Here is an 18,390-nt window from a genome sequence, read left to right as displayed (position 1 = left end):
CTGTTAGAAAGAACGCCGTCCCACCCAGCGGGCACTCTTCAGCCCGGCCCCGGCCAGCAGCGCGACGCCGAGCAGCACCAGGACGTACAGCGCGGTGCCCGTCCAATGGCCGTGCTCGTAGGCGACGCCGCCGGCGGTGCCGCCGATGCTGCTGCCGAGGTAGTAGGCGAACAGGTACAGGGCGGACGCCTGCGCGCGGGCCGTGGACGCGCGCCGTCCGACCCAGCCGCTCGCCACGGCGTGCGTCCCGAAGAATCCGACCGTGAAGACGAGCAGCCCGATCCCGACGAGCGGCAAGACGGTCGGCAGCGTCAGGCACAGCCCGGCCGCCGCCAGCACCAGCGACCCGATGAGCACCTTGCGCCGCCCCGACCGGTCCGCCAGGATGCCGGCCCGCGCGGACGCCGCCGACCCGGCGATGTTCATCACCGCGATCAGGCTGACCACGGCGTACGGCAGGTGGAACGGCGCGTCGAGCAGCCGGTACGTGAGGAAGTTGTAGACGGTGACGAACCCGGCCATCGCGGTCAGCGCGATCAGGTAGAGGCGGCGCAGGCCGGGGTCGCGCAGGTGGGTGAGCAGCGGCCGGTAGTCGACGCGGCCCGGCCGGAAGAACCGGGACGGCGGCAGCAGCAGCCAGAACGCGATGGTGAACGCGAGCGCCAGGAACCCGGTCGCGGCGAGCGCCCACCGCCAGCCCGCGACGTCGGTGACCAGGCCCGGGACGATCCGCCCCAGCACGCCGCCGATGCCGGTCCCGGCGACGTAGCGGCCCATCGCGCTGCCCAGGTGCTCGCCGTGCACCTCGTCGGCGAGGTAGGCCATCGCGACCGCCGGGACCCCGGCGAGCGCGAGCCCCTGGACGGCCCGCACGGCGGCGAGCGCGGTGAACGAGCCGCACAGCGGGATCAGCAGCCCGACCAGTGCGGACGCGACCGACGACACGATCATCACGCGGGTCCGGCCGTACCGCTCCGACAGCGAGCTGACCGGGATCACCGCGATCGCGACCGCGCCCGTGGCGAGCGAGACGAGCAGGCTCGACCGGGCGGGGGAGACGCCGAAGCTCTCCGACAGCTCGGGCAGCAGCGCCTGCGTGCAGTACAGCGACATGAACGTGGTGAGCCCGGCCGCGAACAGGGCGAGGTTGACGCGGCGCAGGCCGGGCGAGCCGAGCCGGTGCCGTTCGGGGGCCTCCAGGGAGGCGGCGACGGTCATGGGGTCCAGCGTCCGCTTCCAGGAGTGATGCGTCCAATGAGCATTTGTGCGGAAACCAATGCGGATCCATCATGAGTGCATGGATCTGCAGAGTGTGCGGTGGTTCCTGGCGGTCGCGGAGCACGGGCATGTGACGAACGCCGCGTCCGAGCTGCGCGTCTCGCAGCCCGGGCTGTCGCGCGCCATCGCCCGCCTCGAACGCGAGCTGGACGCGCCGCTGTTCGACCGGGTCGGGCGCGGCGTCGTCCTCAGCCGGTACGGGCGGGTGTTCGCCGAGCACGCGCGGCGGCTCGTCGCCGAGGAGGAGGCGGCGCGGCGCGCGCTCGCGCAGGCCGCCGACCCCGAGCGCGGCGAGGTGTCCCTCGCCTTCCTGCACACGCAGGGCCCGTCGTTCGTCCCGGGGCTGATCCGCCGCTACCGGCGCGACCATCCCGGCGTGGCGTTCCGGCTGAGCCAGGACCGGTCCGAGCGGGTCGCCGCGCTGGTCCTCGACGGCCGCGCCGACCTCGCGATCACCAGCCCGCGCCCGGACGACCCGTCCCTGACCTGGCGGCCGCTCGTCACCGAGCGGCTCCAGCTCGCGGTGCCCGCCGACCACCGGCTGGCGTCGCGGAGCCGCGCCCGGGTACGGGACGTCCTGGACGAGCCGTTCGTCGCGTTCCAGGTGGGGACGGGGCTGCGCGCGGTGACCGAGGAGCTGTTCGCGGCGTGCGGGGCCCGGCCGCGGATCGCGTTCGAGGGGGAGGAGACCTCGACGGTCCGGGGCCTGGTCGCGGCGGGGCTCGGCGTCGCGGTCGTGGCGCCGCCGCCGGCGGGCGAGGACGTCCCGGGCGTGCGGCACCTCACCCTCGCCGATCCGGGCGGCGTGCGGACGATCGGCCTGGTCTGGGCGGCGGAGCGGTCGCGGCCGCCGGTCGTGGAGGGGTTCCGGGCGTTCGTGCTGGAGCGGGGCGGCGAGCTGCGCGGGTCAGCTAACTGACTCGTCAGTCACTTCGGTACAGTGAACGACCGAGCCTGATTCTGTTGCCCGCGCCCCGGCGCAGGGCCGGCCGAGAAGGGAAGATGCGGATGCGGACTGGACTTCAGGGGAAGACGGCCCTGATCACCGGGGCGTCCCGGGGCATCGGGAAGGCCATCGCGGTCGCCCTCGCCGCCGAGGGCGCCAACGTCGTCATCTCCTCCCGCAAGCAGGAGTCGCTGGACGCGGTCGCCGAGGAGATCCGCGCGGCCAGCCCCGGCGTCGGGGTGCTGCCGAAGGCGGCGCACGTCGGCCACGCCGACGAGGCCGCCGCGTGCGTGGACGCGGCCGTCGCCGAGTTCGGCGGCGTCGACGTCCTGGTCAACAACGCCGGAACCAACCCCTACTACGGCCCGATGGCCGACATCGAGCCCGCCGCCGCCGCCAAGACCGTCGAGATCAACCAGTTCGCGATCGTCCAGTGGACGCAGCTGGCGTGGCGCGCCTCCCTCCAGGAGCGCGGCGGCGCGATCATCAACATCGCCTCGGTCGGCGGCATGGTCACCGAGCACGGCATCGGCTACTACAACGCCACCAAGGCCGCGGTGATCCACCTCAGCCGGCAGTTCGCCATCGAGCTCGCACCCAGGGTCCGCGTGAACTGCATCGCGCCCGGCCTGGTCAAGACCCACCTCGCGCGCGCCCTGTGGGAGAACAACGAGGAGCAGATCGGCAAGCACATGCCGCTCGGCCGCATCGGCGAGCCCGAGGACATCGCCAACGCCGCGGTGTTCCTCGCCGGCGACGCCTCGTCCTGGATGACCGGGCAGACCCTCGTCGTCGACGGCGGCTCCACCGTCCGCCCATCGATCGCCTGAGGAGGGCGCACATGTCTCGCTGGGGACTGACCATTCCGCTGACCGGCGTGCCGCTCGCCGAGCACCGCGAGATCGTCGCGGGCCTGTCCGAGCTCGGCTACACCGACGCCTGGTCCGCCGAGACCAACGGCACCGACGCCTTCACGCCGCTCGCCCTGGCGTCCCAGTGGGACCCGGCGCTGCGCCTCGGCCCCGCGATCGTGCCGGTCTACACCCGCGGGCCCGCCCTGCTGGCCTCGCACGCCGCGACCCTCGCCGACCTCGCCCCCGGCCGGTTCGTGCTCGGCCTCGGCACCTCGTCCGACACGATCGTCGAGCGCTGGAACGGCATCCCGTTCACCGAGCCGTACAAGCGCACCCGCGACACCCTGCGCTTCCTGCGCAAGGCGCTCGCCGGTGAGAAGGTCAAGGAGGAGTACGAGACCTTCTCGGTCAAGGGCTTCAAGCTGGAGAACGCGCCCGCGACGCCGCCGCCGATCGTGCTGGCCGCGCTGCGCCCCGGCATGCTCCGGCTCGCCGCCCGGGAGGCCGACGGCGCGATCACCAACTGGCTCGCGCCCAAGGACGTCCGGACGGTCCGCGGCGAGCTGGGCGACGACCCCGAGCTGGTCGCGCGGCTGTTCGTCTGCCCGACCGACAACGCCGAGGAGGCCCGCGGCATCGGCCGCTGGATGATCGCCGCCTACATGAACGTGCCCGTCTACCAGAAGTTCCACGAGTGGCTCGGCCGCGGCGACGCGCTGCGCCCGATGAACGAGGCGTGGGCCGCCGGGGACCGCAAGAAGGCCCTGGAGGTCATCCCGGACGAGGTCGTCGACGACCTGATCGTGCACGGGTCGCCGGAGGCGTGCCGGGCGCGGATCCGCGAGTACGTCGACAACGGGCTCACGACCCCCGTCCTGGCGATCGTGCCGGGCGGCGGGCTGTCCCCGGCGGAGGCGGTGCGGGCCCTCGCCCCCAACGCCGGCTGATCGTTTCGAGGGGATTCGCAGGGACTCGTCGCTCTTCGCATCCGGAAGTTCGCCCGCCGCGATGGTTTACCGGGCCGCGCAGCGGGGAGGGTGGGGCAGATCCCGATCCGAAACGAACGACATGAGACGTGAGGAGCTGATCGTGCTCACGCTGACCAGCGGTGCCGTCCAGGTCATCAATACCGTGACCGCCAGCCCTGAGCTTCCGCCCGAGACCGGCATCCGCATCGAGTCCGGGCTCGACGGCTCGGACGCGCTGCGCCTCTCGGTGGCTCCCGCCCCCGAGGCCGGCGACCAGGTCGTCGAGGAGGAGGGCGCGAAGGTCTACCTGGAGCCCACCGTCGCCCAGATGCTGGACGACAAGACCCTCGACGCCCAGGTCGACCCGCAGGGCGACGTGGCCTTCACCATCGCCGAGGGAACCGCGATGTGAGGTGACCGCCCGCCCCCGGGCGGGCCCGAGACGAGGGCCGGGGTGCCGATCCACGCGATCGGCACCCCGGTTTCGTCCTGTCAACGGACGGCCATCACCACGGCGACGACCGCGAACACGAACGCCGCCGTCGTCAGCACGAGGAACGCGGCGATCACCGCGCAGGCCAGCCCGCGCGGCTGGTCGCGCCAGGTCCCGTAGCGGTCGCGCACCTGCCGGTCCAGCTCCCTCCGCCGCGCCCGGCGCTCGTCGTCCCCCGGGTCCTGCGATGGCGGCGTCGTCACGCCCGCAAGTCTGGCAGAACCCATGCGGCGCTCACCCGTTCTCGGGGAAGGACGGGTGCGGGCCGAGCGCCCAGTACTCGAACAGCCCGTGGCCGGTCGCGGAGTCCCCGGGCGCGGCGCCGTCCAGGTACTCGTAGCGGCCGACGGCGTCCACCATGCCCCACATGCGGGCGGCGTCGTCCGGCTTGCGGGTGTCGTAGGCGACGCCCTGCACCTTCAGGTCCGGCCCCTGGTACATGCCGTGCTTCCAGTCCGGCTCCAGCCCGTACCCGGTGCCGACCATCAGGTGGACGGGCAGGATCGGCGTCGCGCGGATCTCGAACGGCTCGCCGCCCGGCGGCGCGAACCGCAGCGTCGCCGTCACCACGTCCCGCGTCCCCTCCGCGTACTCCGGACGGTATTCGGGGCGTCCCAGGTACTCGGGTTCGCGGCCGTCCGCCCAGACGCGCGTCGACTCCTCCAGGATCCGGCGGCCCTTCTCGTCCTCCTGGACGATGCAGAGGATCGAGTGGTCCTCGAACTGCATCGGCGCGTACAGCCAGTAGAACGTCCCGGCGTTCTTCACCTGGATGCCGGGCGGTTCCGGCTCGCCGACCGGGCGGATGCCCCAGGACCGGTCCCGCGACCCCCGCCAGTGGTCGGGCGTGACGTCGATCGTCTCGCCCTCGACGGTGATCGTGCCCGTCCAGCGGCCGGTCTGCGCGAGGCGCCGCGAGTCGAACACGACGCGCTCCTGCCAGCGCAGGTAGTGCGGCGGTTCGAGGGTCGCGGGGATCGCGCCCTCCCAGGTCAGGTCGAACGAGAGGCCGTGCTCGGTCTCGTCCAGCACGACCCGCAGCCGCTTCAGCCCTTCGAGCACCTCGACGCGGAACGGCCCGACCGTCGTGTCCATCCGGTCGTTCCCGAGCTCTCGCGAGGCCCGCACCACCTTGTGCAGCGGGCCGCGCCGGACCACCGCGAACGCGTCCATCACCCCGAGGTTCGGGTACTGCCCGATGCCGATGAGCATCATCATCTCGTCCGAGCAGGGGTGGACGTTGAAGTAGTAGCGGTCGTAGAAGTTGCGGTCCGACGTCGTGACGTGCCGCATCACCTCCGGCGCCTGGTGGATCGGGTAGTCGTCGAGCGGCGAGAGGGTCACGCGTCGCCTCCGAGAATGCGCGCGAGCAGCTGCGTGCAGTTGTTGTTGTAGGGGAAGTCGGAGTCCTCGTCGATCCAGCCGAAGTCGACCATCGCCTGCCCGATCCGCGCCATGATCACCGCGAACTTGAAGCCGGAGAGGATCTCGTAGTACGGCATGTTCCGCACCGGCCGCCCGAGCAGCTCCTCGTAGCGGGCGATCGTGTCGGCGTAGGACGGGAAGCCCTCCAGCCGCGCGGCGCCGACGCCCTCGGAGTGGTGCCGGTCCAGGAACATGAACCAGGCGAGGTCCTCCTCCGGCGCGCCGAGCATGGCCGTCTCCCAGTCGAGTACGGCCGCGGGCACGCCCGACTGGAAGATCACGTTGCCGATGCGGGCGTCGCCCCACAGCGCGACCGGCGGGTCCGGCTCCTCGGGACGGTTCGCCTTCAGCCACTCCAGGGCCTTCAGCGCCGTCTCCTGCGGGCCCTTGTACGCCCAGTGCAGGTAGTGCTCGTAGTAACCGAGCCGCTGCTCCAGGCCCGGCGCGCCCCAGGCGGGCATGTCGAGGAAGCCGAGGCCGAGTTCCTCCACGTCCAGCCGGTGCAGGCGCGCGATGATCTCCAGGGTGGACCACCACATCGCGGCCCGCTCGTCCGGCGCGACCTCGGTCACCCAGCCGTCCATGTGGTACGGCGGCATGTCGGTCGGGACCTGGCCGTCGATCCGGCCCATCACGAAGAACGGCGCCCCGAGCACGCCGTCGGACGGCTCGTACCAGCGGATCGGCGGCACCGGGATGCCGGTGCGCTCGTCCAGGATCCGCATCAGCCGGTACTGCTCCTCGAACCGCGGCTCGGGGAAGATCTGGTAGTTCGCGGGCGCCACCCGCGCCACGTACGGCTCGCGCCTGCGCGCGCCGTCCTCGGTCCACTCGGCGTCGAACATCAGCGTCTCGCTGGAGAAGCCGCTGGTCTGCGGCGTCTCCAGATGCGGGATCGCGGCGCCGGGCAGCCGCTCGCCGAGCCAGTCCGCCAGGGCGGCCCTGGTGACCTCGGGATCGCGTTGGTCGGGAACGGGCATTCGCCGCCTCCTCGGTCCGGTGCACGCCTAACTAGAACGCGTTCTAGCAACGTTCACCGTGTTGTATCAGCGGCGACGGGGCCGGTCAACGAACCCGACGAAGTCGGCCGGGGGGCGTGGGGGGTCGTCCCCCCTCGGGAGGTGGCGGTCCGTTCATTGCACCAGCGTGGAAAACTGGCGGAATGCGTCTCACCAAGCTCGGCCACGCGTGCGTCCGGCTCACCGAGGACGACCGCACCCTCGTCATCGACCCCGGCGGGCTCAGCGGGGACGCCGACCCCTACGCCGGGGCGCGGGCCGTCCTGATCACCCACGAGCACTTCGACCACTTCGACGCGGACGGCCTGCGCAGGGCCATGGCCGCCGACCCCGCGCTGGAGGCCTGGACGTCCCGGGTCGTCGCCGAGAACCTCGCCGACCTCGGCGGACGCGTCCACCAGGTCGGCCACGAGGACGCGCTCACCATCGCCGGCTTCGACGTCCACGTCTACGGCGAGGACCACGAGATCATGCATCCGGACCTGCCGCCGATCCCCAACGTCGGCTTCCTGGTGGACGGCGAGGTCTTCCACCCCGGCGACGCGCTCACCGTCCCCGGCGAGCCCGTCCCGACCCTGTGCCTGCCGGGCAACGCGCCCTGGATGCGGGCCGTCGACCTGTACGAGTACGCCCGCGCCGTCCGCCCGGAGCGCGCCTTCGCCATCCACGACGGCCTGCTCAACGACGTCGGCCTGTCGGTGATGGAACGCGTTCTGACCGGCGCCGGCGACGAGCTCGGCCGGGAGTTCCGCCGCCTGGCCCCCGGCACCACCGTCGACCTGGCCCGCCCATGACCCCTCACCCCCCGCCCCCCACCCCGGCCGACGGCCCCTCCACGCGCGCGGGCGGCGCCTCGACCTCGACGGATGACGCCTCCGCGCGCGCGGGCGGCGCCTCCGCGCGCGCGGGCGGCGCCTCCGCGCGCGCGGGCGGCGCCTCCGCGCGGACGTCCGAGCCGCTAGGCGAGGACGTCCGCGTTGCGGCCCCCCGCGCGATCCAGGCCGTCTTCTTCGACATCGGCGAGACCCTCATCAACGAGGGCGAGATCTACGGCCGCTGGGCCGACTGGCTCGGCGTCCCGCGGCACACGTTCCTCACCAAGCTCGGCGCGATCCTCGCGACCGGCGGCACCCACCAGGACCTGTTCGAGTACTTCCGGCCGGGCTTCGACCTGGAGGCGGAGGAGAAGCGGCGCGCGGACGCGGGCGTCCCCAACGGGTTCGGCGCGGACGACCTGTACCCCGACGCGCGGGAGTGCCTGGCGGCGCTGCACGGCCAGGGCCTCTACGTCGGCATCGCCGGGAACCAGCCGGTGCAGGCGGCCGAGCAGATGGAGGCGCTCGGCCTGGACGCCGACGTCATCGGCATCTCCGACGTGTGGGGCGTGCAGAAGCCGGCGACGGAGTTCTTCGAGCGCTGCGCGCAGATCGCCGACGTCCTGCCCGACCGCGTCCTGTACGTGGGGGACCGCATCGACAACGACGCGCGTCCCGCGATCGCGTTCGGGATGCGGGCGGCGTTCCTGCGGCGCGGCCCGTGGGGCCACATCCAGGAGGACGACGAGACGCTCGCCGAGTGCCTGTTCGTCCTCGACGATCTGGAAAGTCTTCCCGCGCTCGTCGCCCGCTACAACGCCCCCTAGGGAACATCCCGTAGCTCGCGAGGGGGACGTCCGAAGGGTTCGGAAGGGGGATGTGAGGCCGGGTGTCCGGTTCGTAGCGTGAATGGTGTTGGCCGCGAGGAGCGCGGCCCCCGGGCCGCGAGGCCCGGCGTTCACAGCTCGACGGATCGGGGAGACAAGAAACCATGAACGGCCTCTATCGTCCGCGTCACGGCCGGATCATCGGCGGCGTCTGCGCGGGTCTCGCGCAGCGGTTCGGCATGGCGCCGTGGACCGTCCGGCTGCTCGCCCTGCTGTCCTGCCTGCTGCCCGGCGCCGTGCCCGGCGCCGTGCCCGGCACCGCGCCGGAGGCGCCGCCCGAGGCGGGTGCGGCGGAGGGCGCCGCGCGGCTGCTCGGCCACCTGCGCGACCTCGCGCGGTCCCGGCGCCGGCCCTCCCGCGACCTCACCGCGCACGAGCAGGTCCACTGGCTCGCCGACCTGCCCGGCGACGTCTACGTCGAGACCGACGCCGGTCCCGGCGACGTGCTGTTCAGCGTCCCCGTCATCCCGCTGTCCCCGCCCGCGGTGCTGGAGGAGTTCGACGGCTGGCTCGGCCTGCGGCACTGGTACCGGATCCTGCGCGACCTCGCCGGCCACGACGTCGTGCTCGCCGCCGGCCTGCTCGCCTGGCGCCCGCCGGACGCCCCGCCCGTCCACGACCACCTGCTCGGCACCCCCGTCCGCATCGCGCTCGACGAGCGCACCGAGCGCATCGACGTCGTCCTCGCCGGACGCACCGCGCTGCGCGACCGCGAACTCCTCGCGGACACGCCGGGGTTCCGGCCCGCCGACCGGGTGTCCGACGCCGTCCAGGCCGGTCAGGGCTTCGGGCTCACCGCCTCCGTCGGCGATGTGCTGCGCAAATGGTGCGCGGCCGCGATCACCGGCACCGTCGACTACCGCGAGGACTGGGCCGCCGAGGGCGGCCCGACGCCCGTCCCGCGGGTGCGGCTCGCGCCCGCCCTCGTCGTCCGGCCGCCCGGCCGCGAGGCCGCCGCCGACTACTGCACCCGGCTGATCGGCCTGCTGTCCGGCGGCGTCCCCGAGGGCCTCGCCCGGTTCGTCGACCCGGCCCGCCGCCCGCAGGTCATGCACGTGCCCGAACGCACCCCGCAGACGGTCCCGGACCTGCTCACCGGGCTGCTGGTGCGCGGCCACCGGGTGCTCGTCGCCACGTCCGGCGCGTCCGCGTCCGCCGCGCTGCGCGCCGCCCTGCCCGCCGACCTCGCCGCGCTCACCGTCGCCGACCCCGCCACCGCCGAGCAGGCCGCCGACGCCGTCCGCGCGCGCGCCGCCGCGCCCGTCCCTGAGACCACCGACCTCGCCGAGAAGCAGGCGCAGGCCGAGCAGGACGTCGCCGAACTGACCGAGCACCTGCGCAGCGGATCCGTCGCCGACCTCGGATCCGGCTACCGGGGCGCGCGCGGCGAACTCGCCGAGCGGCTCCGCGCCGAAGCGCCCGGACTGTCCTGGATGCCCGTCGCGCCCGACCTGCCGCCGACGCCGCCGATCTCCGCCGTCGAGGCCGCCGAGCTCACCGCCCTGCTCGCCTCCGAGACCCCCGAGCGCAAGGCCCGCACCGCCCAGCGCGACGTCGACCCCGGCGCCCTGCCGAGCGCCCCCTACGTCCGCACCCTCATCGAGGCGGAGGCCGCCGCCGCCGACCGCGTCCAGCGCTCCGAGACCGACCTGTCACGCCGCCTGCGCGCCCACGACGTCACCCTGCTCGCCCGGCTCGACGGCGCCGCGTCCAACGTCGGCGCCGCCCTGCGCGACCTCGGCCTCGACGGCCACCCCGGCGGCTGGAACCCCGCCGACCTCGCCGTCCGCGCGTTCGCCGACGCGCTCGCCCGCCGCCGCCCGCTCGTGTGGACGCGGGTCGTCGAGACGGCCGCCCGCGCCGGCTGGGCCGAGCGCGCCCTCGACGGCATGGGCGGCCACCGCGTCCGGCTCCCGCCCGGCGAAGTGCACCTGCGCCGCGTCGCGAGCGCCGCCCAGGACCTGCGCAACCACCTCGCCGAAGGCGGCACCCTCAAGCGCGGGCCGCTGCGGTCCGCGGCGCAGAAGCAGGCCGACGCGCTCCTCGCCGGCGTCACCGTCGACGGCGAGCCGCCCGCCACCGCCGAGGCCCTGGAACTGGTCTTCACCGACGTCATGATCCGGATGACCTGCCAGGAGCTCCAGTACGTGTGGGAGGCCGCCGGCATCTCCTTCCCCGCCGACCTCCCGCCCGCCGAGCGCGTCGCCCGGTTCGTCCGCGCGCACGCCCGGCTCGAACGCGTCCACCAGGCCGTCCCGTACGTCGAGGAGACCAAGGACCTCCTCGACCGCGCCGGGCTCGCCGTCCCGCTCGCCCATCCGCTGCAGTGGCACGGCTACGCCGCCGCGCTGGACAGCGCCCTGGAGGGCCTCGGCGTCAACCGCGCCGCCGCCGACCTCGACGCGCTCCGCGACTCGATCGGTCCCGCCGGGCCCGGCGCGCCCCCCGAGCTCACCGCCGCCCGCGCCGCCATCGACGCCCGCGACGCGGCCGCCTACGGCCGCTGCCTCGGCGCCCTCGCCGAGGCCCGGCACGAGCGCGCCCTCCAGCTGCGCTGCGAGGAGCTCCTCGACCGCGTCCGCGCCGTCCACCCCGACCTCGCCAACCTCCTCCTCGCCACCGACGGCGACGAGTCCTGGCACGACCGCACCCGCCGCTGGGACGACGCCTGGGCGTGGGCGCGCGCCTCCGGCCGCCTCGCCGAGACCGCCCTGTCGCCGACCGAGCAGCGGCTCCGCGCGTCCCTGGGCGCCGCCGAGGAACGCCTCCGCAGCACCGGCGCCGCCCTCGCCTCCGCGCGCGCCTGGACGGCCGTCCGCGCGTCCCTGCCGCCGGCGCCCGCCCCGCCCCTCGACACCGTGCCGGCGTGGATCGTCCCGCTCTGGCGCGTCCCCGACGTCCTCCCGCCGCGGTCGGACGCCTTCGACGCCGTCATCGTGGACGGCGGGCAGGACGCGGGCGCCGAGGCGCTCTTCCTGCTCTGGTTCGCGCCCCGCACCATCCTCGTCGGCCCCGCCGGCCCGGACCTCCCCGAGCCCGAGGGGCCGCCGCCCGCGACCCCGCTGCCCGCGTCCCTCCGCGACGCCATCACCCCGACCGCGACCCTCTACGGCCTCCTGGCACCCGAACCGGAACGCCCGGCCGACCGCCAGGAGCCGGAACGCCCGGCCGCGCGCCAGGAGCCGGAACGCCCCGCGGCCCGGCAAGAGCCGGACCGACCCGCCGCCCGCCACGCGCGCCCGTCCGAGGAACCGCGCACCCCCGAACGGCACGTCCCGCAGGTTCCCGAACAGCGCACCGGCCCGCGCCCGGACCCGCCGTCCGCAGGCCGTCACGCCCGCCCGAGCGTCCCCGGGCAGCGCCCCGGCGAGGCGCCGGAGCGCTCGGCCCCGAGGCCCCCCGAACAGGCCGGCCCGCCCGCGCAGGGCCCGAACGCGCCCCCCGAGCCGCGGCGCGGGCAGGGGCAGGCGGAGGACGAATGGCGCGGTGTCCGGGAGGCGCCGCCCGTGCCGCCGCCGCGAGGGGAGTCGCCGCGGGTGCGGCGCGGCCGGTCCATCGCGACGTACCGGCGGCCCGAGCTGATCGAGATCGTCGCGCGCGTCGCCGAGCACGAGCCCGACCTGGACGACGACCAGCTCGTCGACCTGGTGAGCCGGCTGCTGGCGTGCCCGGAGGACGAGGCGCTGCTCGTCGGCGCGCGGCTGCGCTACGCGGTGGAGGTCTACCGCGAGCAGTCGGCCGGCTAGCGCAGTCAGGCGCCGCGCGAGCCGTAGGCCGGGCCGAACACCACCAGGAGCGCCAGGTCCTCGGTGACGTCGGTGAAGCGGTGCTCCTCGCCCGCCGGAACGAAGATCACCGCACCGGGGCCGACCTCCGCGGCGGCGCCGGGCGTGACGATCCTGGCGCGGCCCGCGGTGACCACGTAGATCTCGTCCTCGGTGTGCGGGCTCTGGCCGTCGGCGCCGCCGGCCGGGATGCAGTACGTCCCGACGGACAGGTCGGGCGTGCGCAGGTGCTCGGTCCAGTCCCCGGCCTGCGGCGGCGCCCACGCGCCCGCGCCCTTGATGATCTCCATCGGCCGAGCCTAGCCGCCGCTCAGCACGATCTTGCCCTGGATGTGGCCGCGCTCCGCGCGCTCGTGGGCCGCGGCGGCGTCGGCGAGGTCGTGGACGGAGTCGATGCCGGCGCGCAGCGAGCCGTCGGCGAGGAGGGCGGCGAGCTCGGCCATCTGCGCGCCGTCGGAGTGGACCTGGCCGCCGCGGAACTCGATGCCGCGGCGGGCGGCCTCCTCGCGGTGGTAGTCGCCGTGGAACACGGGGCTGATCGTCCCGCCGTCCCTGACGGTCTTGAGGAAGCGGTGGGCGTCGGGGCCGCCGACGGTGTCGATGACGAGGTCTGCGTCGCGGACGGCGTCCTCGGCCGCGGTCGCGGTGTAGTCGATGTACTCGTCGGCGCCGAGGTCGCGGAGGAAGTCCTCGTGGCGGGACGAGGCGACCGCGATGACGTGCGCGCCGCGGGTCTTGGCGAGCTGGACGGCGAAGTGCCCGACGCCGCCGGCGGCGCCGTTGACGAGGACCTTCTGCCCCTCGGGCAGCCGGACGTGGTCGAAGAGGAACTGGTAGGCGGTCAGCCCGGCCATGGGGACGGCGGCGGCCTGGACGTGGTCGACGGAGTCGGGTTTGCGGGCGAGGTGCGCGGCGGGCGCGGTCGTGTACTCGGCGTAGGCGCGTCCGCCGTCGTCCACGCTGGGGAATCGGATCATGCCGAAGACGGCGTCGCCGACGGCGAACCCGGTGACGCCGGGGCCGAGGGCGGCGACGACGCCGGACGCGTCGGAGCCGGGCGTCCAGGGGAACCGGACGTGCGGGCGGCCCCCGGCCGGGAAGAGGTGGTCGGGGAACATCGCGTAGTCGCGGCGGGCGTACCAGTCGGGCGGGTTGAGGCAGGCGGCGTGGACGCGGACGAGGACGTCGCCGGGGCCGGGCTCGGGGACGGGGACGTCGTCGAGGACGAGGACGCCGGGGTCGCCGGGGCCGTGCGCGCGGATCGCTTTCACGGAGGGCCTCCAAGGAGAAAATGGAGCAGTGCTCCGGAATAGTAACCGGAGCAGTGCTCCGATTGTCAACGCCCTAGGATGCGGGGCATGACGCGTGCGCTGCGGGCCGACGCCCGGCGGAACCGGGAGCGCATCCTGGACGTGGCCGCCGAGGTCGTGGCCGAGCAGGGCACCCAGGCGTCGCTGCGCGACATCGCGCGCCGCGCCGGGGTCGGGATGGGCACGCTCTACCGGCACTTCGCGACCCGCGGGGAACTCCTCGAAGCGCTGCTCGGCGGGCGGTTCGACCGGCTGGCGGAGCGCGCCGCGGCGCTGCGCGACGCGCACCCGCCCGGGGAGGCGCTGGCCGCGTGGCTGGGGGAGTTCGCGAGCGGGCTCGGCGTCTACCGCGGGCTCGCCGCGTCCCTGGTCGCCACGATCGAGGACGACACGACGGCGCTGCACGCGTCCTGCGGCCGCATGCGGGCGGCGGGCGCGGACCTCCTCCAGCGCGCGCAGGAATCCGGCGACGTCCGCCCGGACGTGGACGAGACCGACGTGTTCGCGCTGCTCGGCGCCGTCGGGTCGATCGCCGACACGGCGCCGTCCCTCGCCCCGCGCCGCGACCACCTGCTGCGGCTCGTGATGGACGGGCTCGCCGCACGGCGCTGAAGTGGGATTTTCCGCCACTCGCCATATTCGGTCAGGGGTTGTCGGTACAAAGGTGCCCGTGACGGGGTGGGACGAGGACGCGCTGGCGGAGCTCCGGGCGGCCGTGGCGCGCGGCGACGCCCGCGCCGGGCTGGCGGCGCTCGCCGGGCGCCCGCTCGGCCCGGTGCTGCAGTACGCGGGGGACGTGCTGGCCGCGGCGGTCGCCGGGACCCTCGACGGTGCGGAGGCGGCGGCCCGCGAGTGCCTGGAGCGGCTGGACGCCCGCGGCCTGCCCGGTGACGCCGAGCTGGCGGCCGAACTCGCCGCCGCTCTCGACGGCAGGCCGTCCGGCCTGGAGGTGCTGCCCGCCGACCTGGGCGCGGTCGCGGAGGCGCTGGAGGCCGGCCCGGCGGACGGGCTCTGGCTGCTCGACCTGGACCGCGGCGACGTCCTCGCGCCGGACGAGCCGTCCGGTGAAGGCGGCCGCCACGTCCCGATCCCGCCCGGCGCGCCGGCGGGATCCCCGGAGGAGGAGCGCCGGGGGCGGGCGCGGCGCTGGCTCGCCGGCCAGGGGCTCCGGCCCGGGCCCCGCGTCCTTTAGAAGCTCAGTAGCCGGGGCGGACCAGCGGGAACGGGATCGTCTCGCGGATGCTGCGGCCCGTGAGGGTGATCAGCAGCCGGTCGATGCCCATGCCCATGCCGCCCGCCGGGGGCATCGCGTACTCCAGGGCGCGCAGGAAGTCCTCGTCCAGCTCCATCGCCTCGGGGTCGCCGCCCGCGGCCTGCAGCGACTGCTCGGTGAGCCGCTGCCGCTGCAGGATCGGGTCGATCAGCTCGGAGTAGGCGGTGCCGAGCTCCAGGCCGAAGACGATCAGGTCCCACTTCTCGGCGAGCCGCGGGTCGTCGCGGTGCGGGCGGGTCAGCGGCGAGGTCTCCGCCGGGTAGTCGCGGACGAACGTCGGCGCGGTCAGCTGCTCCTCGACCAGCTCCTCGAACAGCTCCTGGACGACCTTGCCCTGCCCCCAGGCCGGGTCGAAGTTCAGCCCGACCCGCTCGGCGTGCGCCCGCACGGCGGCGACCGGCGTGTCCGGGGTGACCTCCTCGCCGAGCGCCTTGGACACCGACTCGTACACGGTGATCTCGTGCCACGGCTCGGCGAGGTCGTACTCGACGCCGTCGCGGACGACGACGGTGGTGCCGAGCGCCGCGTTCGCCGCGTCCACGACGAGGGAGCGGGTGAGCTTCGCCATCGTGTCGTAGTCGCCGTACGGCTCGTACGCCTCCAGCATCGTGAACTCGGGGTTGTGCTTCTGCGACACGCCCTCGTTGCGGAAGTTGCGGTTCAGTTCGAAGACCCGGCCGACGCCGCCGACCAGCAGCCGCTTGAGGTACAGCTCGGGGGCGATTCGCAGGTAGAGCTGCATGTTGTAGGCGTTGATGCGGGTGGTGAACGGCCGGGCGGTGGCGCCGCCGTGGATCGGCTGCAGCATCGGCGTCTCGACCTCGAGGAAGCCGCCGGCGCGCAGCCGGTCGCGGACGGCGGCGATCGCGTCGCCGCGCATCCGCAGCATCTTGCGGGCCTCGTCGTTGACGATGAAGTCCACATAGCGCTGCCGGACGCGGGCCTCGGGGTCGGACAGGCCGGTGCGCTTGTTCGGCAGCGGCCGCAGGCACTTGGCGGTCAGCTGCCAGCAGGACGCGAGGACCGACAGCTCGCCGCGCCGGGACGTGACGACCTCGCCGCGCACGCCGACCTGGTCGCCGAGGTCGACCATCGACTTCCACTGCCCGAGCGACTCCTCGCCGAGCGCGTCGGCGGTCAGCATGACCTGCAGGTCGGCGGTCTCGTCCCGGACCGTCACGAAGATCAGCCGGCCGTGCTCGCGGGCCAGCACGACGCGCCCGGCGATCGCGACCCGCTCGCCGGTGCCGGTGTCGGGCTCCAGGCCGGCGAACCGCTCGCGGATCCCGGCGGCGAAGTCGCCGCGGTCGAACCCGAGCGGGTAGGGCTCCATCCCGGCGGCGCGGATCTGGTCGAGCTTGGCGTGCCGGACCCGCTCCTGCTCCGACAGCCGGCGGTGCGGGGCGCGGGCCGCGTCGGCGGCCTCCTCGATCCGCTTGATCTCCTCGACCAGGTCGGGGGACGGGACGATCGCCGCGGCACGGTCCAGTTTGGGGCGGTTCAGGTTCGGCAGGAAGCCTTCGGCGCGGGCGTAGGCGAGCCCGAGCCGGATGATGTCGCGGCCCTGCCGGTAGCAGATGAAGCGGGGCCGCCAGTGCGGCAGGTACTTGGCGTTGGACAGGTACAGCGACTCCAGCTGCCAGAACTTCGACGCGAACGACAGGAACCGGTAGTAGAGCCGGGAGACGGGCCCGGCGCCGATCTGGGAGCCGCGCTCGAACGCCGAGCGCAGCATCGCGAAGTTCAGCGACAGCTGCTGCGCGCCGACCGCGGCGGCCTTCTCGGCGAGCTTGGCGACCATGTACTCGTTCAGGCCGTTCTCGGCGGCCCGGTCGCGGCGCATCAGGTCCAGGGACAGGCCGCTGCGGCCCCACGGGACGAAGCTCAGCAGGCCGCGCAGCTCCCCGCCTGCGTCGAACGCCTCGACCATCACGCAGCGCCCGTCCGTCGGGTCGCCGAGCCGGCCGAGGGCCATCGAGAAGCCGCGCTCGGTCTCCTCGCCGCGCCAGGCGTCGGCGTTGCGGATGAGCTTGGCCATCTCCCAGGCGGGGATCTGCGAGTGGCGGCGGATCCGGATCGTGTACCCGGCCCGCTCGACCCGCCGGACGGCCTGCCGGACCTGCCGCATCTCGCGGCCGTCCAGGTTGAAGTCGGTGAGGTCGATGATCGCCTCGTCGCCGAGCTCCAGGGCGTCGAACCCGTGCCGCCGGTAGACGTGGGCGCCGCGCTCGCCGACGCTGACGGCGCCGGGGATCCAGGCGTGCTCGCGGCACTCCTCCAGCCACGCCTCGATCGCCTGGTCCCACGACTCGGGGTCGCCGAGGGGGTCGCCGCTGGCGAGCGAGACAGAACCTTCGACCCGGTAGGCGATGGCCGCCTTGCCGTTCGGTGCGACCATGACGTCCTTGTCGCGGCGCAGCGCGAAGTAGCCGAGCGAGTCCTGGTCGCCGCACTCGGCGAGCAGCCGGCGCGCGGCGAGCTCCTCGGGCGGGCTGAGGACGGGGTCGCGGCGGCCCGGCTTGAACAGCGCCCAGAACGTGGCGATCATCAGCCCGGTGCCGAGCACCCACAGGATCGCGTCGACCCAGAACGGGACGGACACGTCGATCGGCTTGCCGGTGACGCGCGGCCCGAGGACGGTCTGCAGGACCGCGTAGAACGGGTGCGTCCAGAACCCGCCCTTGGGGTTGGCGTCGGTGACGGTGACCAGGAACGTGCCGATTCCGCAGGTCACGATCAGCAGGCTGGTGAAGACGGTGACGGCGAGCCGCCGGTTGGCGCGGTCGGGCAGCGTGGTGAACTGGCCGCGGGCGGAGACGAGCAGGCCGAGCACCGCCAGGTACACGCCGGCGGTGACGATCTCTCCGATGGAGGTGGGTTCGGACGGGTCGAACAGGGTGGTCAGCACGGTGCTCACGCCGACCGCGGCGGGCAGGCAGAAGATCAGCACGAGGATCCGCCAGGCGGCCTTCTTGCGCCGCCGGATGCCCATCGACAGCAGGATCCACAGCAACCCGATGGGGACGCTGGGGAACCAGCCGAGGTAGCCGATCCACCGCAGGGGCCAGATATCGGCTATCTCGCGGATGAGACCATAGGAGACCCAGGCAAGGAGCGAGAGGATCCCGGAGAGGCGGGTGTACCAGAAGAAGATGGTCGGCGCGGCCTGCAGGAGGCGACGCCATTCGCCCAGTAGACCCTTCTCCGCCATGGTCCCCCCGTCGCCGTGCGTGGCCCTGTTGGTCGTTCCGGGCTTATTCATACCGGGTGTCACGCGCACCACGCTCCCGTCCGGGCCCGCCCGCCCGGCGGCGAACCTCGGCGCGGCGCCGGACGT

General features: G+C 74.2%; 16 protein-coding genes. 9 read left to right on the top strand and 7 right to left on the bottom strand.

Annotated elements, in window-relative coordinates; genetic code table 11:
• Positions 1 to 3: 3 nt before the first annotated feature.
• Positions 4 to 1,218 carry an MFS transporter gene (locus J4709_RS03675; protein ID WP_208236834.1) on the bottom strand — a complete coding sequence of 405 codons (1,215 nt, stop codon included), beginning with the start codon at positions 1,216 to 1,218 and terminating at the stop codon, positions 4 to 6.
• A gap of 79 nt (positions 1,219 to 1,297) precedes the next feature.
• Between J4709_RS03675 and J4709_RS03670 the strand changes: the two genes are divergently transcribed.
• The 4 genes from J4709_RS03670 (at position 1,298) to J4709_RS03655 (ending at position 4,458) form a co-directional block, all read left to right on the top strand.
• Complete coding sequence (locus tag J4709_RS03670) at positions 1,298 to 2,197, top strand: LysR family transcriptional regulator (protein ID WP_208236832.1); 900 nt, start codon at positions 1,298 to 1,300, stop codon at positions 2,195 to 2,197.
• Positions 2,198 to 2,286: 89 nt separating this feature from the next.
• Positions 2,287 to 3,054, top strand: a complete 768-nt coding sequence (locus J4709_RS03665; protein WP_208236830.1) for an SDR family oxidoreductase — start codon at positions 2,287 to 2,289, stop codon at positions 3,052 to 3,054.
• Positions 3,055 to 3,065: 11 nt separating this feature from the next.
• Positions 3,066 to 4,025: an LLM class F420-dependent oxidoreductase gene (locus J4709_RS03660; RefSeq protein WP_208236828.1), complete on the top strand. Its 960-nt coding sequence runs from the start codon at positions 3,066 to 3,068 to the stop codon at positions 4,023 to 4,025.
• Between the two features lie 121 nt (positions 4,026 to 4,146).
• A complete protein-coding gene (locus J4709_RS03655; protein WP_232382897.1) occupies positions 4,147 to 4,458 on the top strand; it encodes a Fe-S cluster assembly protein HesB in 312 nt (103 codons plus the stop codon).
• A gap of 80 nt (positions 4,459 to 4,538) precedes the next feature.
• Here J4709_RS03655 and J4709_RS03650 read toward each other — a convergent pair whose 3' ends face one another.
• From J4709_RS03650 to J4709_RS03640, 3 genes are read right to left on the bottom strand one after another with little or no spacing between them, the layout of a single operon-like run.
• Complete coding sequence (locus tag J4709_RS03650; RefSeq protein ID WP_208236826.1) at positions 4,539 to 4,742, bottom strand: hypothetical protein; 204 nt, start codon at positions 4,740 to 4,742, stop codon at positions 4,539 to 4,541.
• A gap of 31 nt (positions 4,743 to 4,773) precedes the next feature.
• Positions 4,774 to 5,883, bottom strand: a complete 1,110-nt coding sequence (locus J4709_RS03645; protein ID WP_208236824.1) for an Rv3169 family protein — start codon at positions 5,881 to 5,883, stop codon at positions 4,774 to 4,776.
• Positions 5,880 to 6,944 (bottom strand): phosphotransferase family protein, encoded by a 1,065-nt coding sequence (locus J4709_RS03640; RefSeq protein ID WP_208236822.1) that lies wholly within the window; start codon positions 6,942 to 6,944, stop codon positions 5,880 to 5,882. The genes J4709_RS03645 and J4709_RS03640 overlap by 4 nt, the downstream gene beginning before the upstream one ends.
• 182 nt (positions 6,945 to 7,126) lie before the next feature.
• Here J4709_RS03640 and J4709_RS03635 point away from each other — a divergent pair, with 182 nt between their 5' ends.
• The 3 genes from J4709_RS03635 (at position 7,127) to J4709_RS52855 (ending at position 12,431) form a co-directional block, all read left to right on the top strand.
• On the top strand, positions 7,127 to 7,777 hold the full coding sequence (locus tag J4709_RS03635) for an MBL fold metallo-hydrolase (protein ID WP_208236820.1): 651 nt from the start codon (positions 7,127 to 7,129) through the stop codon (positions 7,775 to 7,777).
• Positions 7,774 to 8,625, top strand: coding sequence for an HAD family hydrolase (locus J4709_RS03630; RefSeq protein ID WP_208236819.1), 852 nt, complete (start codon positions 7,774 to 7,776; stop codon positions 8,623 to 8,625). The genes J4709_RS03635 and J4709_RS03630 overlap by 4 nt, the downstream gene beginning before the upstream one ends.
• 164 nt (positions 8,626 to 8,789) lie before the next feature.
• Positions 8,790 to 12,431, top strand: coding sequence for a PspC domain-containing protein (locus J4709_RS52855; RefSeq protein ID WP_232382896.1), 3,642 nt, complete (start codon positions 8,790 to 8,792; stop codon positions 12,429 to 12,431).
• A 5-nt stretch (positions 12,432 to 12,436) separates the two neighbouring features.
• Here J4709_RS52855 and J4709_RS03620 read toward each other — a convergent pair whose 3' ends face one another.
• Positions 12,437 to 12,760: a cupin domain-containing protein gene (locus J4709_RS03620; protein ID WP_208236817.1), complete on the bottom strand. Its 324-nt coding sequence runs from the start codon at positions 12,758 to 12,760 to the stop codon at positions 12,437 to 12,439.
• A gap of 9 nt (positions 12,761 to 12,769) precedes the next feature.
• Positions 12,770 to 13,741: an NADP-dependent oxidoreductase gene (locus tag J4709_RS03615; RefSeq protein ID WP_208236815.1), complete on the bottom strand. Its 972-nt coding sequence runs from the start codon at positions 13,739 to 13,741 to the stop codon at positions 12,770 to 12,772.
• An 87-nt stretch (positions 13,742 to 13,828) separates the two neighbouring features.
• On the opposite strand from J4709_RS03615, the gene J4709_RS03610 reads away from it, so the two are divergent.
• The gene (locus J4709_RS03610) at positions 13,829 to 14,392 is read left to right on the top strand and encodes a TetR/AcrR family transcriptional regulator (RefSeq protein ID WP_232382895.1); all 564 of its coding nucleotides are present in this window, start codon (positions 13,829 to 13,831) and stop codon (positions 14,390 to 14,392) included.
• A gap of 58 nt (positions 14,393 to 14,450) precedes the next feature.
• The gene (locus J4709_RS03605) at positions 14,451 to 14,972 is read left to right on the top strand and encodes a hypothetical protein (RefSeq protein ID WP_208236811.1); all 522 of its coding nucleotides are present in this window, start codon (positions 14,451 to 14,453) and stop codon (positions 14,970 to 14,972) included.
• 4 nt (positions 14,973 to 14,976) lie between these two features.
• On the opposite strand, the gene lysX is transcribed toward J4709_RS03605, so the two are convergent.
• Positions 14,977 to 18,264 (bottom strand): bifunctional lysylphosphatidylglycerol synthetase/lysine--tRNA ligase LysX, encoded by a 3,288-nt coding sequence (lysX, locus tag J4709_RS03600; RefSeq protein WP_208236809.1) that lies wholly within the window; start codon positions 18,262 to 18,264, stop codon positions 14,977 to 14,979.
• Positions 18,265 to 18,390: the final 126 nt, after the last annotated feature.

The organism is Actinomadura violacea, from assembly GCF_017573465.1.
Classification (GTDB): domain Bacteria; phylum Actinomycetota; class Actinomycetes; order Streptosporangiales; family Streptosporangiaceae; genus Spirillospora; species Spirillospora violacea.
This window is presented reverse-complemented; position numbering and strand designations above follow the sequence as displayed.

Bases quoted from the DNA above. Each gene is read 5' to 3' on its own strand.
- J4709_RS03675 (WP_208236834.1), bottom strand. From the start codon at position 1,218: ATGACCGTCGCCGCCTCCCTGGAGGCCCCCGAACGGCACCGGCTCGGC.
- J4709_RS03670 (WP_208236832.1), top strand. From the start codon at position 1,298: ATGGATCTGCAGAGTGTGCGGTGGTTCCTGGCGGTCGCGGAGCACGGG.
- J4709_RS03665 (WP_208236830.1), top strand. From the start codon at position 2,287: ATGCGGACTGGACTTCAGGGGAAGACGGCCCTGATCACCGGGGCGTCC.
- J4709_RS03660 (WP_208236828.1), top strand. From the start codon at position 3,066: ATGTCTCGCTGGGGACTGACCATTCCGCTGACCGGCGTGCCGCTCGCC.
- J4709_RS03655 (WP_232382897.1), top strand. From the start codon at position 4,147: ATGAGACGTGAGGAGCTGATCGTGCTCACGCTGACCAGCGGTGCCGTC.
- J4709_RS03640 (WP_208236822.1), bottom strand. From the start codon at position 6,944: ATGCCCGTTCCCGACCAACGCGATCCCGAGGTCACCAGGGCCGCCCTG.
- J4709_RS03635 (WP_208236820.1), top strand. From the start codon at position 7,127: ATGCGTCTCACCAAGCTCGGCCACGCGTGCGTCCGGCTCACCGAGGAC.
- J4709_RS03630 (WP_208236819.1), top strand. From the start codon at position 7,774: ATGACCCCTCACCCCCCGCCCCCCACCCCGGCCGACGGCCCCTCCACG.
- J4709_RS52855 (WP_232382896.1), top strand. From the start codon at position 8,790: ATGAACGGCCTCTATCGTCCGCGTCACGGCCGGATCATCGGCGGCGTC.
- J4709_RS03620 (WP_208236817.1), bottom strand. From the start codon at position 12,760: ATGGAGATCATCAAGGGCGCGGGCGCGTGGGCGCCGCCGCAGGCCGGG.
- J4709_RS03610 (WP_232382895.1), top strand. From the start codon at position 13,829: ATGACGCGTGCGCTGCGGGCCGACGCCCGGCGGAACCGGGAGCGCATC.
- lysX (WP_208236809.1), bottom strand. From the start codon at position 18,264: ATGGCGGAGAAGGGTCTACTGGGCGAATGGCGTCGCCTCCTGCAGGCC.